Origin of the sequence: Roseibium sp. (assembly GCF_965232425.1) — a bacterium.
Lineage (GTDB): Bacteria > Pseudomonadota > Alphaproteobacteria > Rhizobiales > Stappiaceae > Roseibium.
This window is the reverse complement of sequence record NZ_OZ246971.1, coordinates 729,179-743,810: the sequence shown is the minus strand read 5'-3', so window position 1 is coordinate 743,810 and position 14,632 is coordinate 729,179. Positions and strand designations below refer to the sequence as shown.

The following is a 14,632-nucleotide window of genomic DNA, read 5'->3' as shown; positions in this document are numbered from 1 at the left end:
AAGAGGCCGCCTGACGTTTCCGTGCAGTGTATCGCCCCCTGACAACCCGAAATTCAGAACAGGCGCGAGATCCCGTGAACCAGCCTTGCGAGCTGCAGTTGCGTGTTGACGCCGGTCTTGTCGAAGATGCGCCGCAAATGGGTTTTGGCCGTATTTCGCGTTATCCCGAGGTCCCGCACCGTATCGTTCATGGAACCGCTCATCGTCAGGTGGCGTGCCAGATGAGCCTCCGAATGCGAAAGTTCGAAACGGTCCTGCAGGACGAACTCCAGGGCTTCCGGAAGGTCTGATGTCTCGAAAATCTGGAGGACGATCCAGGGGCCGCTTCCGTTGCCATTTCGTGCGGTAGTGGCGGGGACGGCTTTGATCGTTATGCGTTTCAGGCGGTCGTCCGGATCTTCAAGACAAACGGAATGATCGCCGGTTTCGTCTTTGACCGGCTCGCGGCTGTTTGCCTGTTTCACTGCCGGTTCGCCGCTGCTGTCGAATGCGCCGAGAACGTCCTGAAACGCGGTCTCCAGCTGTTTGTTCTTGAACTCGAACCGGGAGGCATTGAACCGCACGCTTCCGGTCGCCAGAAGTTTTTCAAGTCCGGATGCTGAATGTCCGAGCAATTCCTTGTCCCTGGTCAGCAACACCGTCGGGCAAGCCGACCCCAGGAGGAGTGCTTCCTGGATCCGGTTTTTCGCCTTGTGCCGCTCGGACCGGAAGAACGCGTCGATACCCGGCGTCAGAACCTTCGTGAGTGTCCGGAACGTCTGGTGTGCAGCCTCGACGTCAATTGTCTCGGTCGTGTGTTCCTTGAACAGGCATCCGAACAGGATTGTCGACCCTTCATCCCGCATCAGGGGCGAGACCAACCCTGCGGTATCCGCTGCGTGAGCGTCGGCGTCCGTTCCGTCGAAGGCGTTTCCGGTCCGGGCGCCGATGGGCTGCTGTGACCCTGTGACAGGCCTGTTGCTGCCAAAGTCGCCCTTGCTCAGCGTGGTCTTGCAATACGGGAAGCGCAGCTCTGCTTCTTCCAGCAGGAACTTCAGGGCCTCGTCGCTCCCCTTCGCCGCCCGCGGAAAAAACACGTCGTTCAGTCGCTGCGACGACCGCCCGCCATCGAAGTTCGAGGTCGGCCCACCGCCCTGCGCGAATTCGCACAGGAAAGAAATGCAGTTCAGCTTCAAGTCAATCGAGTCCAGAATGGAGGCCCATCCGTCAGAGTGTGTCGCGCATTCCAGTACTCGTAAAAGTAGATCTGCTTCGTCTGTCTTGCTGAGTGATGGCATTGTCCAAAGCGTCAACTAAATATTACATAAAGATTTATTATACTTGTAAATATTACTATCAATTTGTGCGAAAAATGGCAATAGAAGCCCATTTGCAGGGTTCAGAGCGCGGCCCTGATTGGGTTGGGGACAGGTGCTCGCGGAGGTCTGCCGCTCTCATAGGCAGGGAAACGGCACGGTGTTTGGGAAGCTGTTTGCCGGCGCGTATGCGACCGCGATCCTGCTCACGCTGCGGCGAAGCGAAGCCTGGGGAAGGGTCATTTTCGAGAAGAGGAAAAAGGCGACGTCAGAGCCGCCCGAAAGCACGGAAATCCGCCGGAATTCGGGGCTGTCACGCCTGCGCTATTGCGGATCCAGCTCGGTCGTACCGCGCGCGTTGCCGTCCTGTCCGAGCTGAATTTTCTCGACTTTCGCTTCCGCGGACTTCAGCAGCGTGTCACACCGTTTGCGCAGCGCATCGCCGCGTTCATACATCTCGATGCTGCGTTCAAGCGGAACGTTGCCCTGTTCGAGCTCGCGCACGATTGTCTCCAGCTGCCGGAGCGCATCTTCGAAAGTCAGTTCGGAAATGTCTGTTGAAGCGTCACTCATCGGTGCGTTCCCTCTTGAAGCCGGACAGTATCTGGAAAGTCGCGGGACGGAGCACAAAGGTCAAGCAAGGAATGTGAAGTTGCCCCCTTTGATCCCCGGTGAATTTTTTGGCGTGACGACCTTCAGCCGGTCATCAGCGTCATGACATGGGCCGCCGTCGACCGGGCCAGGCCTTCCAGATCGTAGCCGCCTTCAAGGACCGAAACGACGTGCCCGTTGCTGTGCCTGTCGGCAACATCCATCAGGACCCGCGTCGCCCAGGCGAAATCGGCTTCGACAAGGTTGAGCCCGCCGAGCGGGTCACGCGCATGCGCATCGAACCCGGCCGAGATGATGACAAGTTCCGGCTGGAAATCGTCGAGGCGCGGCAGCACGGCAACCTCGAAGGCTTCCTTGAACGCCGGTCCGTCCTCACCGGGTGCGAGAGGTACATTGACGATCGTGTTCTTTTCACCGGTCTCCGACGCGGCCCCGGACCCGGGATAGAGCGGCATCTGGTGGGTCGAGCAATACATCACGCTGCCATCGTCCCAGAAAATGTCCTGCGTTCCGTTGCCGTGGTGTACGTCGAAGTCGACGATTGCGACGCGGCCAACCCCGTGCTTCGCCTGGGCGTAGCGCGCGGCGATCGCCACGTTGTTGAAGAAACAAAAACCCATGGCCCGTTCTTTTTCCGCGTGGTGACCGGGCGGGCGCGACGCGGAAAACGCGTTGCTGACCTTTTTTGATAGGACCTCGTCGACCGCGCGGCACGCGCCTCCGACCCCTCTGAGCGCTGCTTCCCAGGTTCCGGGCGACATCGTCGTATCCGCATCGACCCGAGCAACGCCTTCATCGGGTGCAAGCCGGTGCAGTTGGTCGACATATCCCATCGGGTGCGCGCGCGCGATGTCCTCGACGGTGCCCATCGGGGCGATATCCCGCTCAACAGATTGAAACTTCTCGTGTTCCAGGATCCTGTCGATCGCCCTGATCCGGTCAGGCCGTTCAGGGTGTCCGAGCGGAGTAAGGTGATCGAGATAGCAGGGATGGTGCAGGAGGAGTGTAGACAAAGAGGCGTTTCCGGAAAGGTTTGTTTTGGATTGAGCAAGCCCATCAGAAAGGTCTGAAACGGTGCTGTCAATTGATGATAGGTCGCATGAAGCGAAGGTTTGTCCGGAAAGCGGAAACGTGGCCCAAAACAAAAAAAGAAGGCCGGCTTTCTTGCCGGCCTGTTCAAAGGTGCGAGCACCGCAATGCCCGAGGGGAGGTCCGCTGCATCTCAATTGTGTGAGTAAGGTTACGTGATTCTCGTAAGGGAATGCGAGTTTTTTACCGTAATCCGCCAAAGGTCGGTGTTGATAACTCGCGAAACGTCAAGCTGCGCACGCAAAATTCCGGCTTCATTTCTTGCGTGTATTGCAGTTGTAAACTTGATTTTCGTTTATCTGTTATATTGGAAACTTGTTGACCCCGGACCTTGACTTCATTGGTCAAGGCTTCAACTTGTGACGCGCGTTTGGGTCGGGAAACGCTGAAATATATGCCTTTTTTTGATGCAGCTGAAAATTGCATCACGCGCCGCCGGGGAACGGAGGCGGTGCTAGCGGCAGGCGATTTTGGTTATCGATATCATGGACGCGGTGCAGCGGCCCGCTTCAGCCGGTCGTTGATAGCCTCGCCAAGCCCAAAGCTGGGGATAAACTGCACCCGGATCGTGCGGGCCATGCTTGCGTCCAGCGTTCGCATTCCCTGAAACAGATTGGCCGCCGCTTCTGCCAGATCACCTTCAGGGCTCAGGTTGAATTCCATGCGGGCATGCTCGGCACCTTGAATTCGCTCCGGGCCGAATGAGAGCAGCGCATCGTCCTGCGTGACCTCCCGCGCGTTCAGGACCATGGACGCGTTCGGGGCATAGTGCGAGGCGAGCATGCCCGGCGCGGCCGGCGCATCGGGGCGCATGCCGGGTGCGGCGGCGAGCAGGCTTGTGCCCAGGGCATCTTCAATCTCCTCGCGCGATATGCCGCCCGGACGCAGCAGCCTCGGACTGCCGTCCACGATGCCGACAATGGTGGATTCAATTCCGACACGGCATGGTCCGGCGTCGACGACGAAGCTCAGTGCCTCCCCGAGATCGTCAATGACGTCCTGCGCGCGGGTCGGACTGATCCTGCCGGACAGGTTGGCGCTTGGGGCCGCGAGCGGCTTGCCGGTTCTGTCGGCAAGAAACCGCATCACGGGACCCGCGGGGACGCGCAGGGCCACTGTCATCAGCCCTGCCGTCGCCATGTCCGAGATCGGTGAGCCTTCGGTCTTCGGCACGACGAGGGTCAAGGGTCCGGGCCAGAAAGCCTCGGCCAGGCGCAGCGCAAGCGCATCAAACCGGCCATGCAGGCGCGCGTCTTCAAGGCTTGGTACGTGCGAAATCAGCGGGTTGAATTGCGGGCGGCCCTTTGCTTCGAAGATTTTCGCGCAGGCGACACCGTTCGTGGCGTCGGCGGCAAGTCCGTAGACCGTCTCGGTCGGAACGGCAACGAGCTCGCCCGCGGTCAGCGCGGCGCAGACGTCAGGCGCTTCAGGAGCATCCTGCCAGTCAGGCTTCTTCAAATTGACGGTCCAGAGCTGCATTCAGTCCACTTTGCCCGTTTTGCAAATCCCGTTGTGCGAAATGTGGGTGACCTGCCGTAGCGACATGGGTTGACGTTAACGTCAACTGGTCTATTGTCCAGTCCCGAAATGTTTCCAGCGCCTTTTGCGGACAAGCACTGCATCCGTCAAGCGTCGAACGAAGAAAACACAGAATGACTGGCGGCAAAGAGGCCGGGCGGTTCTGGGGAGGACCTGAATGTATCGCGCACCCGTCGACGAGATCGTTTTTACACTGAGGCATGTGTGCGGCCTTGGTGATTTGCAGAAAAATCCACGCCACTCCGAACTGGGGGATGACCTTGTCGACGCGATCGTCAACGAGGCCGGCCGTTTCGCTGCGGAGGAAATCGCGCCCTTGAATGCGGTGGCCGACAAGCATGGCACGCCCTTGAAAAATGGCACGGTCAGCACGCCTCCCGGGTGGCGCGAGGCTTACCATGCCTGGATCGAGGGAGGCTGGAACGGCCTGTCGGCCGACGTGGAGTCCGGTGGTCAGGGCTTGCCGCAGATGCTCTCCGCGGCGGCAATGGAAATGTGGAATTCCGGGTCGATGGCCTTTGCGATCGGACCGACGCTGACGATCGGTGCGGTCGAGGCGATGGAGAAACATGCCTCGGACGAGCTGAAGGCGACCTATCTGGACAAGCTGGTGTCGGGCGAATGGATGGGCACCATGAACCTGACCGAGCCGCAGGCCGGCTCGGACCTCAACGCGCTGCGGGCGAAGGCGGAACGCAACGACGATGGCACCTACAGGATTTTCGGCCAGAAGATCTTCATCACCTATGGCGATCACGACCTGACCGACAACATCGTGCACATGGTCCTGGCGCGTTTGCCGGATGCGCCGGCGGGGACCCGGGGCATTTCCATGTTCCTCGTGCCCAAGTTCCTGGTCAACCAGGACGGCTCGCTTGGCGCGCGGAATGATGTCCGCGTTGCCGGTGTCGAGCACAAGCTAGGCATCCACGGGTCACCGACCTGCACGATGGTGTATGGCGACGAAGGCGGCGCGACCGGCTGGCTCGTTGGCGAGGAGAACAAGGGTCTTGCCTGCATGTTCACCATGATGAACAACGCCCGCCTCGCCGTCGGTATCCAGGGGCTGGGTGTTGCCGAGCGGGCCTATCAGCAGGCCCTTCACTATGCCATCGACAGGAAGCAGGGCAGGGCGCCGGGCGATAGCGGCGAGGGCATGAGCCCGATCGCGCGTCATCCGGATATCAAGCGCATGCTCCTGACGATGAAGTCCAAGACGCAGGTTGCCCGTGCGATCTGCTACGCCTGCGCCCATGCGATCGATATGGCCAATGTCAGTGAAGACGAAGCAGGGCGGACATTCTGGAACGAACGCGCCAGCCTGCTGACGCCGATCGCGAAAGCACTTTCGACCGATTTCGGTGTCGAGGTCGCTTCGCTCGGTGTCCAGATCCATGGCGGCATGGGGTATGTCGAGGAGACCGGCGCAGCTCAGCATCTGCGCGACGCGCGCATCGCCCCGATCTACGAGGGCACCAACGGGATACAATCCATTGACCTTGTGCTTCGCAAGCTGCCGCTATCGGGCGGTGAGCACATCAAGGGGTTCATTGCCGAGCTGAAGGCGGTCGCCGGTGAGGTTGCCGCCTCCCTCCGGCCGGAATTCGGAGCGACCGCAGCACGATTGGGCGAAAGCGTTCGGGATCTTGAGGAGGCGACCGGCTACATGCTTGCCGCCCTTGCCGACGGACGCACGGCGGACGCGCTTTCCGGCGCAACGCCCTATCTGCGGGTCGCGGGTCTTGCCCTGGGTGGCGCCCTACTTGCCAGGGGCGCGCTTCGCTCCTCGGAAGCGCCGGCCGAACGGCAGGCCGAGCGAACCTTGCTCGCACGCAGTTTCTGCGAAACGGTGCTGGGCGAGACCGGTGGATTGAAATCGGACGTCGTTCTGTCCGCGGACGCGATCAAGGCGTTTGACCCTGAAGCGCTGGCATCCTGAGACGGGAGAGTGACCAATGATCCGCATTAGCCTGGACGAGGGCGTCCAGACCCTGCGCCTCGATCGGCCGGAGAAAAAGAATGCCCTGACGGGCGCCATGTACACCGATCTTGCCGATGCGCTGGAAGCCGGAAACGAAAACCCGGATATCCGCTGCCACCTGATCTGCGGCCAGCCGGAGGTGTTCACTGCCGGCAACGATATCGGCGATTTCCTGCAATATGCCGGACGGGTGGCGGTGGCCGAGACACCGGTGGTCCGGTTCCTTCGGGCTCTGGTCCGTACGCAGAAGCCGCTGGTTGCGTCGGTGGACGGGCTCGCCATCGGAGTCGGCACGACACTGCTGATGCATTGCGACATGGTCTTTGCCAGTCCGCGCGCATTTATCCGCTCTCCGTTCGTCGATCTCGGGCTTGTGCCCGAGGCCGGTTCGAGCCTGCTCGGACCTCAGCTGATGGGGCACGCGCGCGCATTCGAACTCCTGTGCCTCGGCAATCCGCTGACCGCGGAAAAGGCGGAGCGTCTGGGACTGGTGAACGAGATCGTCGATGACAATGTCGACGATACGGCTCTCGCCTGTGCGAAACAGATCGCGGCAAAGCCGCCGGAGGCGATGGCCCTGTCGAGACAGCTTCTCAAGGGGGACACCGGCGCGCTGTCGGAGCGCGTGGAGGAAGAAATCAGCATTTTCGCCGACCGGCTGACCGCGCCTGAAACCATTGCGGCATTCCAGGCCTTCATGACCAAGAAAAAGGCGTGACCGGACGTGCGCGCACGGAACCTGGTCACAACGGCAACTCTCCGGAGGAAACAAGCATGTCCCTGAAAGGCAAGACACTGTTCGTCACGGGTGCCTCGCGCGGCATCGGCAAGGCTATCGCGCTCAGAGCGGCACGGGACGGCGCCAACATCGCCATTGCCGCGAAGACGGCGGAACCGCATCCCAGGCTCGAGGGAACGATCTACACGGCAGCCGAAGAAATCGAGGCGGCCGGCGGGAAGGCGCTGCCGCTGGTCGTGGACGTTCGCGACGATGAAGCGGTGAAAGCCGCGATAGACAAGACGGCAGTCCACTTCGGCGGCCTGGATATCCTGGTGAACAATGCCAGTGCCATCCAGCTGACGCCTGTCGAACAGACCGACATGAAGCGTTTCGACCTGATGCACCAGATCAACACGCGCGGCACGCTGGCCTGCTGCAAACACGCGATCGCGCATCTGAAGAGTGCCGAAAATCCGCACATACTCATGCTGTCGCCGCCGCTCGACATGCAGGAGAAATGGTTCGCGCCGTTCACGCCTTACGCGATCGCCAAATACGGCATGAGCCTGGTTGTTCTCGGCCTGGCGGGCGAGTTGCGCTCCAAGGGCATTGCCGTCAACGCGCTCTGGCCCAGAACCACCATCGCAACGGCCGCGATCAAGAACATCATCGGCGGCGACAAGATGATGCAGCAGAGCCGGACGCCCGACATTCTCGCTGATGCCGCCCATGAGATCTTCTCATCTCCGTCAAAGGACTTCACCGGCCAGTTCCTGATCGACGACACTTTCCTTGCCAGCCGCGGCGTTACCGATTTCGACGCCTACCGGGTCGATCCGAGCCTGTCGCTGGCGCCGGACTTCTTTGTCCCCGACGACATTCCCGCCCCGGCGGATCTCGGACCGGCAAAGTCCTGACTGGCGCACGGTGCCACGAGACGCAGCGGGCTTGCAATTGTGAGCCCGTTCAGGCAGCCTTTCCGGGCCGATGAGGGCGGCAACCGGATCCGCGGACAGCGAAAGCACCCTGACACCAGATGCAAATAGCCGGTTTTTCACCTGCGCCCGAAACCAGCGGATCGTCCGGGCGGTACGAACAGGAGAAAAGCCATGACCAACGGCATTCCCCCGGACCTTGACGCTCACAAGAAAGCTGCGCGCCGGTTGCGAAAGCAACACGCGGCAGGCGATGCGGACGCCGCCGCGCGCGTATCCGCGCATGTGAGCGGGGACAGGCAGCTCCGACATGCGGATTTCCTGCATGTCATTGCCCGCGAGGCCGGGCAGGACAGCTGGCCGAAACTCAAATTCGCCATCGAGAGCCGGGCCATGAGCCGGTCAGAGAAGGCCGAGCGTCTGAAGGTCGCGCTTTACTTCGGTCAGCACTGGGTGACGGAGCGTCTGCTGAAGGATGAGCCGGACCTGAAAGACGACAATCTGGGTCTCAAGGTCGCGCTCTACGATCTGGACGGTGTCCGCCGCGCGATCGAGGCGGATCAGGGATCGGCGACGCGCAAGGTCGGCATCAGGTCGCCGATGCTGCACCTTGCCTATTCACAGGAGATCCATCGCAGCCCGGAGAAATCCGGCGATATGCTCGCGATCGCGGAAATGCTTTTGGCGGGCGGCGCCGGCGTCGATGACGGCTATTCGCCGGATCCCGATGGCGACTACACGCTGTCCGCACTTTATGGAGCGATGTGCCATGCGGATAATTACGCGCTGGGCAAATGGCTTCTGGAAAAGGGTGCCAATCCGAATGATGACGAAAGCCTCTACCACAGCACCGAACTCGGACACACGCGGGCCTTGGCTCTGCTCCTGAAACACGGCGCAAAACCCGATGGCACCAACGCGCTTCCAAGGGCACTCGATTTCGACAATCTGGAGATGGTTCGGATGCTTCTGGAGGCGGGCGCGGACCCGAACCTGACGGTGCCCGATCATCCGAGCGGTCTGCCCATGAACACGATCCCGTCGTTGCACCAGGCGGCGCGGCGTGGCGCTTCGGTCGGCGTGGTCGACCTGCTGCTGACATTCGGCGCCGATCCGAACGCGGTGTGGGATGGCCACACGGCCCATGCAATGGCCTGCCTTTACGGCAATCTTCCCGTTGCGGACCATCTGGCAGGGAAGGGGTTTGCCACCCCGCTTGACAGGAATGAACGCATCCTGGCGGCCTGCGCGTCCGGGGCGGACGTGCCCGGCTCGCTGGATCTCAGCGGTCTGAGCGAGGAAGACAAGGGCCTTTTGACCCGGCTGGCCTTCATCCCGGGCAAGCTTGATCACATGAAGCGGCTGGTGAGCGCCGGCCTCGATCCGGATGTGCCCGACAGCATGGGCTTGCCGCCCCTTCACGTGGCCGGCTGGAACGGGCTTGTCGAGGAAGTGGCCTATTTTCTCACGCTCAGTCCGGATCTGACGCGCAAGAACGACTACGGCGGCGACGCCCTCGACACGGTGATACACGGGTCCGAATTCGCCCCCAAGCGCCCGGAAGCCGACCACATATCCTGTGCGCGGCTGCTGCTGGAAGCGGGCAGCGTGCTTTATCCCGATTTCATATCTGGGTGCGGCAACGAGGACATGGTTCAGTTCCTGGAAGACTGGCGCGACCCACATCCATAGGAAAAGGTGCAGGTGGCCGCACCAATCTGTGGTCGAAGCGCTGATTGTTTTGACGCATTCACGTTTCTGGAGTTTAGTCGGGGCAGTTCCAAAAAGGGGGATCGCATGGAAAGTGCAATGGATCAGGTTGGCGCTTACGGGCCACTGATAATCAACGCGGTGAAAGCAGTCGTTGTTCTCATCATCGGCTGGATCGTGGCGGGCATGGTCTCCGGACTGGTACGGCGCAGGATTGTCAGCCATCCGCAGATCGACGACACGATTGGCGGTTTCGCCGCGTCCATCGTCCGCTGGTTGATCCTTCTGGTCACGCTGATTGCGATCCTTCAGCTCTTCGGCATCGAGGCAACAAGCCTTGTCGCCGTCCTCGGCGCGGGCACGCTGGCCATCGGCCTGGCGCTGCAGGGAACGCTCAGTGACGTAGCCGCCGGGGTGATGCTGATCATCTTCCGCCCCTACAAGATCGGCCAGTTTGTCGACATCGGCGGCACGTCGGGCACGGTCAAGGATCTCAATATCTTCGTCACGGAACTCGTGACACCCGACAACGTTCAGATCATCATGCCCAACGGCCAGGCCTGGGGGGCGGTCGTCACCAACTATTCGGCGCATGACACACGCCGTCTCGATCTGACTTTCGGCATTGACTACGGCGACGATGCCGACAAGGCCATCCAGATTATCCTGGATGTCGCCAACGCGGACGAACGCGTCCAGAAGGACCCTGAGCCCTGGGTGCGCGTCACCAATCTCGGCGACAGTTCCGTCGACCTCGGTGTTCGCCTCTGGTGCGAGGCGGGAGACTATTGGGAACTGAAATTCCACATGCTCAAGGCCGTCAAGGAAGCCTTCGATGCCGGCGGCGTTTCCATCCCCTATCCGCATTCGGTCGAGATCCAGAAGGCCGGATAAACGGTTTCAGGTACCTGAAGGGAGGCCGCCTCAACCCGAGGCGGTCTCCTTTTTTGTGCCCGTTTCCGGTGTGGTTTCCTCTTCGGCGGCGGTGTCCGGCGCATTCTCGGTCGCGGTCTTGTCCTTGCTCTTGGAAACCGTGATTGTCTCGGTCACCTTGATTTCCTCCGTGACCTCGATGTTGACCGTTTCCTCATCCGCATCCGCCGGGCCCGCAGCCTCTTCTGCTGCGCTGGGCGGATTGCCGTCGCCGCCGGTTGTTTCGCCCTGTTCTTCCGCGTTCTGCGGGGGATCTTCGGAAGCGAATTGCGGCACCACAGGGTCTTCTATTTCGTGCTCCGCCATGTCGGTGTTCATCAGCTGCCGCATCTCGGCAAGCGCAACGACATGTTCGCGCAGGTCCGGATGCTGGTCCATGAGCGACTTGAAGTCATGGGCGCCGAGGCTGAGCAGCTGACAATAGCCGAGCGCGACGACGTCGGCGCTGCGCCGTCCACCCGTCATGAGCGCGATTTCTCCGAAGACGTCTCCGCGTCCGAGACGAACGCTGTGGCTCGGCGCCTGAACCTCGACCGCGCCGGATGCAATGAAATAGGCGGCATCGCCCCGGTCGCCGCGGCGGATCAGCTTCTCGCGCGGCGTGGCAAACTGCGGCCGCATCATCCGGCGTATCGCCTTCTGCTGCTTGCCGGGAAGATCCTTGAACAACGGATGCGCGCTGACGAGATCACGTGTCTTCAGGCCCAGATCCAGGGTTGGCCGTGTGTGGCTTGTCTTTCTGGAGCTTTCCACGTCGCGCAGAAGATCGCGGTGCAGTTCCGTGCCGATCAGCATTTGCTCCTTGGCATCGTCATAGGCGGTCTCTTCCAGTCGCACGCCGGCCTTCAGCAGGAACAGGCGCTCCAGTGAATCCGCATAGTCCGGATACTGGAGGCGCAGCGCATCGATGGCCTGGATCGTTTCGTCCTGCCGCAGGCACAGCGTGTCGTTGAGAATGTCGCCGACGCGTTCCCCCAGAAGCGGCCGGATGCGGCGGTTGTTGAAGTCGATCAACTCGTCGGCGAGGATCCGGTAGATCAGCAGGAACTCGAACCTGTCGGCAAGCTGGTTGGCCAGCGGCCGCGCGATCCGCAGGCGCCTCTGGAGGGTCTGCGCAAACCGGAAGCCGAACCCGAATTTCAGGGGCTGCCGGGTGGCCTTGTTGTAACCCGCGCGGCCATCGCTTCGGGTCAGGTCGCCGATCTGTCCTGTCAGGGTCAGGAACCGCGAAACCGCGCGTCCCGAGATCGTCTTTTCGTGAAAATGCTCAAGCACGAGCTGCTGCTCCCGGTCGGCCAGCGCGATCAGGCCGATGCGGACGCGGTCCCAGTCCGAGAGTTCCTCGAGCTTGTTCGTTTCGGAGGCCGCTGCCGCTGCCCGGTCCTCGTAGCCCTTCAGAACCCCCGAGGCGACCCGTTCGTCGATGTGGTAGCTCTTGGCGGCGCTTTCGAGTTCCGAGCGCACATCCAGCATGGCGAGCGAAAGAAATTGCGTTCTGAGCGCTTCGTCCCTTGCATTCAGCCGGTCCAGTCCGAGAAGACGGATCAGGGGTTTAAGACTGGTGCCGTAGACGAGCAGTGTGAACAGGACGAAGCCGGTGGCAAGTTTGGTGACGAAGCCAGACACTTCCGCATTGAGGACCGCGTGCTCCGAAACGCTGAGCGCCAGGATCAGCGTGACCGCGCCGCGCATGCCGCCCCACAGAATGACCGTCTTGTATTTGTTGCTGACGGATTGTCCTGCACCGAACAGGCTCATCATCGGCAGGAGCCCGAAAATCACCAGCGCACGCGCGGCCAGTGCGGCGACGATCACGACGGCCAGCAACAGGATGTCGATGGGCGCGAACCCGCCCACCAGCTTGGGAATGAGGATCGCGGACAGAAGAAAGATCAGCGAGGCCGCCCAGAAGGAGAGCTGCTCCCAGACAGAATGCAGGAACTGCCAGTTCGACGGCTGGATGCGCGACAGTCCGTAAAGGTTGAAGATCGTGCCCGCGCACACGACGGCGACAACGGCCGAAACATCCGCGAACTGGTCGCTCAGCACGTATGTGCCGTAGGGAAGGGCAAGGCTGAGGGTAACCTGGGCCAGCGGCAGGTCGCGCATCAGCGCCAGGAGACTGACCGCCACGCGTGCCAGGATTGCACCCACGACCAGTCCGCCGATGAAGGATCTGCCGAAGGCGATAGCCGCTTCGCTCGGGGTGATCGTTTCGTGCTGTGTCAAAACGCCGAGCAGGATGACGAAGATCACGATCGCGGCGGCATCGTTCAAAAGGCTCTCGCCTTCGACGATCCGGCCGAGCCGCGCAGGCGCGCCGATATCCCTGAAAATGGCGACGACGGCCACCGGGTCGGTGGTCGCAACGATCGCGCCGAGCAGCAGACACACGATCAGTGTGATTTCGGGTGACAGGAAGACCGATGCCAGCGGATAGAGCGCGAGACCGATGAACCCGGTCGCGACAAACACCGCCAGGACCGCCATCACCAGGATCGGAACGATGTCTTCCAGGATCCTGCGGATATCGAGCGTGATCGTTGTCTGGAACAGCAGCAACGGCAGGAACATGTAGAGGATCATTTCCGAGTTCAGAGGCGGATCGGCAAAGATCTCGGCAAAGTCGTCGAAGCGGTTGGTATGGTTCGTGTAGAACAGATAGGTGGCCGAGATCCCGATCAGGGTCCCGACGATCGCAAGCAGCACGCTCGGCGCGAGACCGAGCCGCCGGGCCAGCGGTTGCAGCAATGAGATTGTTATCAATAAAAGCGCGAATGCGCCTGTAATCAATGGTGTTTCCATAAACCCAATGTGCCTTGTGAATGCGGCGATATCAAATTCACTGAAATTTTATTTCGCACCTGCGTTCAGGCTGCAGGATCGGCCTTGCGTTCGGAAAGCCAGATCCCGCCCAGCACCAGAACAAGGGCGATGCCGTGGTGCCACTTGAACGGTTCGCTCAGGATCGAGACGGCCAGCACGGCCGCGAAAATCGGGACGAGGTTGACGAACACGCCCGCGCGCGCAGGTCCGATGAGATCCACGCCGCGCATGAAGAAGATCTGCGAAAGGCAGGAGGGGAAGACGGCGATATAGAGGACGACAAGCCAGCCGTCGAAGGTCGGCCACTGGGCCGTTCCCGTCGAGACCTCGAAAACCAGCCCGGGTACCGAGGCGACGACGGATATGGCCGACAGGACCGCAAAGAAGGTCAGTCCGGAAACCTTCGGGCGATTTCGCAGTGCAAGCGCGTAACTTGAATAGAGAAGGCAAGACAGCAGCATGTAGCCGTCGCCCGGGTTCACCGCGAGCGACATCAACACCTCGAGGCTTCCCTGTGCCGCGATCATCGTCACGCCCACGAGGGTCAGCAGAATGCCGAGTATCTGCAGGATCCGGACCTTCGTTCCGAAAAAGATTACGGACCCGATCAGCACGATGATCGGCATCGAGCCCTGGATGATGCCCAGGTTCACCGCCGTTGTCTGTGTCGCCGCGATATAGAACAGCGAGTTGAAGCCGACGAACCCGAACGCGGCCATCAGGATCATGCGCGGCAGGTAAGGGCGCATGACATCCCAGTCGGCCCGCATCCTGGTCCAGCACAGCGGAACGAGAATTCCGGCAACGAGGACCCAGCGCAGGAACACCACCATCATCGGGGACACCTCGCCGACGGCAAGACGGCCGGCAACCGTGTTGCCGCCCCAGAAAAGCGTGGTGAGCGTCAGCATGACAAAGGCATTGCCGTATGTCATGTCGCCGAATCTTCGAGCAATCGCGAACATGAAAGGCCTGGAGAGCGGAACCGTCT

The 14,632-nt window shown here is 61.2% G+C and carries 11 protein-coding genes; 5 read left to right on the top strand and 6 right to left on the bottom strand.

Features of this window, described 5'->3' with window-relative positions; genetic code table 11:
* Positions 1–53: 53 nt before the first annotated feature.
* The 4 genes from ACO08A_RS03415 to ACO08A_RS03400 all read right to left on the bottom strand — a co-directional run bounded on the left by ACO08A_RS03415 (position 54) and on the right by ACO08A_RS03400 (position 4,475).
* On the bottom strand, positions 54–1,175 hold the full coding sequence (locus tag ACO08A_RS03415; RefSeq protein WP_422039837.1) for a helix-turn-helix transcriptional regulator: 1,122 nt from the start codon (positions 1,173–1,175) through the stop codon (positions 54–56).
* A 444-nt stretch (positions 1,176–1,619) separates the two neighbouring features.
* Entirely contained in the window at positions 1,620–1,868 is a 249-nt protein-coding gene (locus ACO08A_RS03410; RefSeq protein WP_319386173.1) for an exodeoxyribonuclease VII small subunit, read from the bottom strand.
* 122 nt (positions 1,869–1,990) lie between these two features.
* Positions 1,991–2,920 carry a histone deacetylase family protein gene (locus ACO08A_RS03405; protein ID WP_421981754.1) on the bottom strand — a complete coding sequence of 310 codons (930 nt, stop codon included), beginning with the start codon at positions 2,918–2,920 and terminating at the stop codon, positions 1,991–1,993.
* Between the two features lie 559 nt (positions 2,921–3,479).
* A complete protein-coding gene (locus ACO08A_RS03400) occupies positions 3,480–4,475 on the bottom strand; it encodes an L-threonylcarbamoyladenylate synthase (RefSeq protein WP_422039836.1) in 996 nt (331 codons plus the stop codon).
* Between the two features lie 217 nt (positions 4,476–4,692).
* Between ACO08A_RS03400 and ACO08A_RS03395 the strand changes: the two genes are divergently transcribed.
* From ACO08A_RS03395 to ACO08A_RS03375, 5 genes are all read left to right on the top strand, one after another.
* Complete coding sequence (locus ACO08A_RS03395) at positions 4,693–6,474, top strand: acyl-CoA dehydrogenase (RefSeq protein WP_422039835.1); 1,782 nt, start codon at positions 4,693–4,695, stop codon at positions 6,472–6,474.
* Positions 6,475–6,490: 16 nt separating this feature from the next.
* Positions 6,491–7,234 carry a crotonase/enoyl-CoA hydratase family protein gene (locus ACO08A_RS03390; protein ID WP_422039834.1) on the top strand — a complete coding sequence of 248 codons (744 nt, stop codon included), beginning with the start codon at positions 6,491–6,493 and terminating at the stop codon, positions 7,232–7,234.
* A gap of 56 nt (positions 7,235–7,290) precedes the next feature.
* Complete coding sequence (locus tag ACO08A_RS03385) at positions 7,291–8,154, top strand: SDR family oxidoreductase (RefSeq protein ID WP_422039833.1); 864 nt, start codon at positions 7,291–7,293, stop codon at positions 8,152–8,154.
* Between the two features lie 192 nt (positions 8,155–8,346).
* A complete protein-coding gene (locus tag ACO08A_RS03380) occupies positions 8,347–9,864 on the top strand; it encodes an ankyrin repeat domain-containing protein (RefSeq protein ID WP_422039832.1) in 1,518 nt (505 codons plus the stop codon).
* Positions 9,865–9,969: 105 nt separating this feature from the next.
* Positions 9,970–10,776 carry a mechanosensitive ion channel family protein gene (locus ACO08A_RS03375; protein ID WP_422039831.1) on the top strand — a complete coding sequence of 269 codons (807 nt, stop codon included), beginning with the start codon at positions 9,970–9,972 and terminating at the stop codon, positions 10,774–10,776.
* Between the two features lie 30 nt (positions 10,777–10,806).
* On the opposite strand, the gene ACO08A_RS03370 is transcribed toward ACO08A_RS03375, so the two are convergent.
* Both ACO08A_RS03370 and ACO08A_RS03365 read right to left on the bottom strand, forming a co-directional pair.
* Positions 10,807–13,566 carry a cation:proton antiporter gene (locus tag ACO08A_RS03370; RefSeq protein ID WP_422039830.1) on the bottom strand — a complete coding sequence of 920 codons (2,760 nt, stop codon included), beginning with the start codon at positions 13,564–13,566 and terminating at the stop codon, positions 10,807–10,809.
* 119 nt (positions 13,567–13,685) lie between these two features.
* The gene (locus ACO08A_RS03365; protein WP_422039829.1) at positions 13,686–14,576 is read right to left on the bottom strand and encodes a DMT family transporter; all 891 of its coding nucleotides are present in this window, start codon (positions 14,574–14,576) and stop codon (positions 13,686–13,688) included.
* Between the last annotated feature and the right edge of the window lie 56 nt (positions 14,577–14,632).

Bases quoted from the DNA above. Each gene is read 5' to 3' on its own strand.
- ACO08A_RS03410 (WP_319386173.1), bottom strand. From the start codon at position 1,868: ATGAGTGACGCTTCAACAGACATTTCCGAACTGACTTTCGAAGATGCG.
- ACO08A_RS03400 (WP_422039836.1), bottom strand. From the start codon at position 4,475: ATGCAGCTCTGGACCGTCAATTTGAAGAAGCCTGACTGGCAGGATGCT.
- ACO08A_RS03395 (WP_422039835.1), top strand. From the start codon at position 4,693: ATGTATCGCGCACCCGTCGACGAGATCGTTTTTACACTGAGGCATGTG.
- ACO08A_RS03390 (WP_422039834.1), top strand. From the start codon at position 6,491: ATGATCCGCATTAGCCTGGACGAGGGCGTCCAGACCCTGCGCCTCGAT.
- ACO08A_RS03385 (WP_422039833.1), top strand. From the start codon at position 7,291: ATGTCCCTGAAAGGCAAGACACTGTTCGTCACGGGTGCCTCGCGCGGC.
- ACO08A_RS03380 (WP_422039832.1), top strand. From the start codon at position 8,347: ATGACCAACGGCATTCCCCCGGACCTTGACGCTCACAAGAAAGCTGCG.
- ACO08A_RS03375 (WP_422039831.1), top strand. From the start codon at position 9,970: ATGGAAAGTGCAATGGATCAGGTTGGCGCTTACGGGCCACTGATAATC.
- ACO08A_RS03365 (WP_422039829.1), bottom strand. From the start codon at position 14,576: ATGACATACGGCAATGCCTTTGTCATGCTGACGCTCACCACGCTTTTC.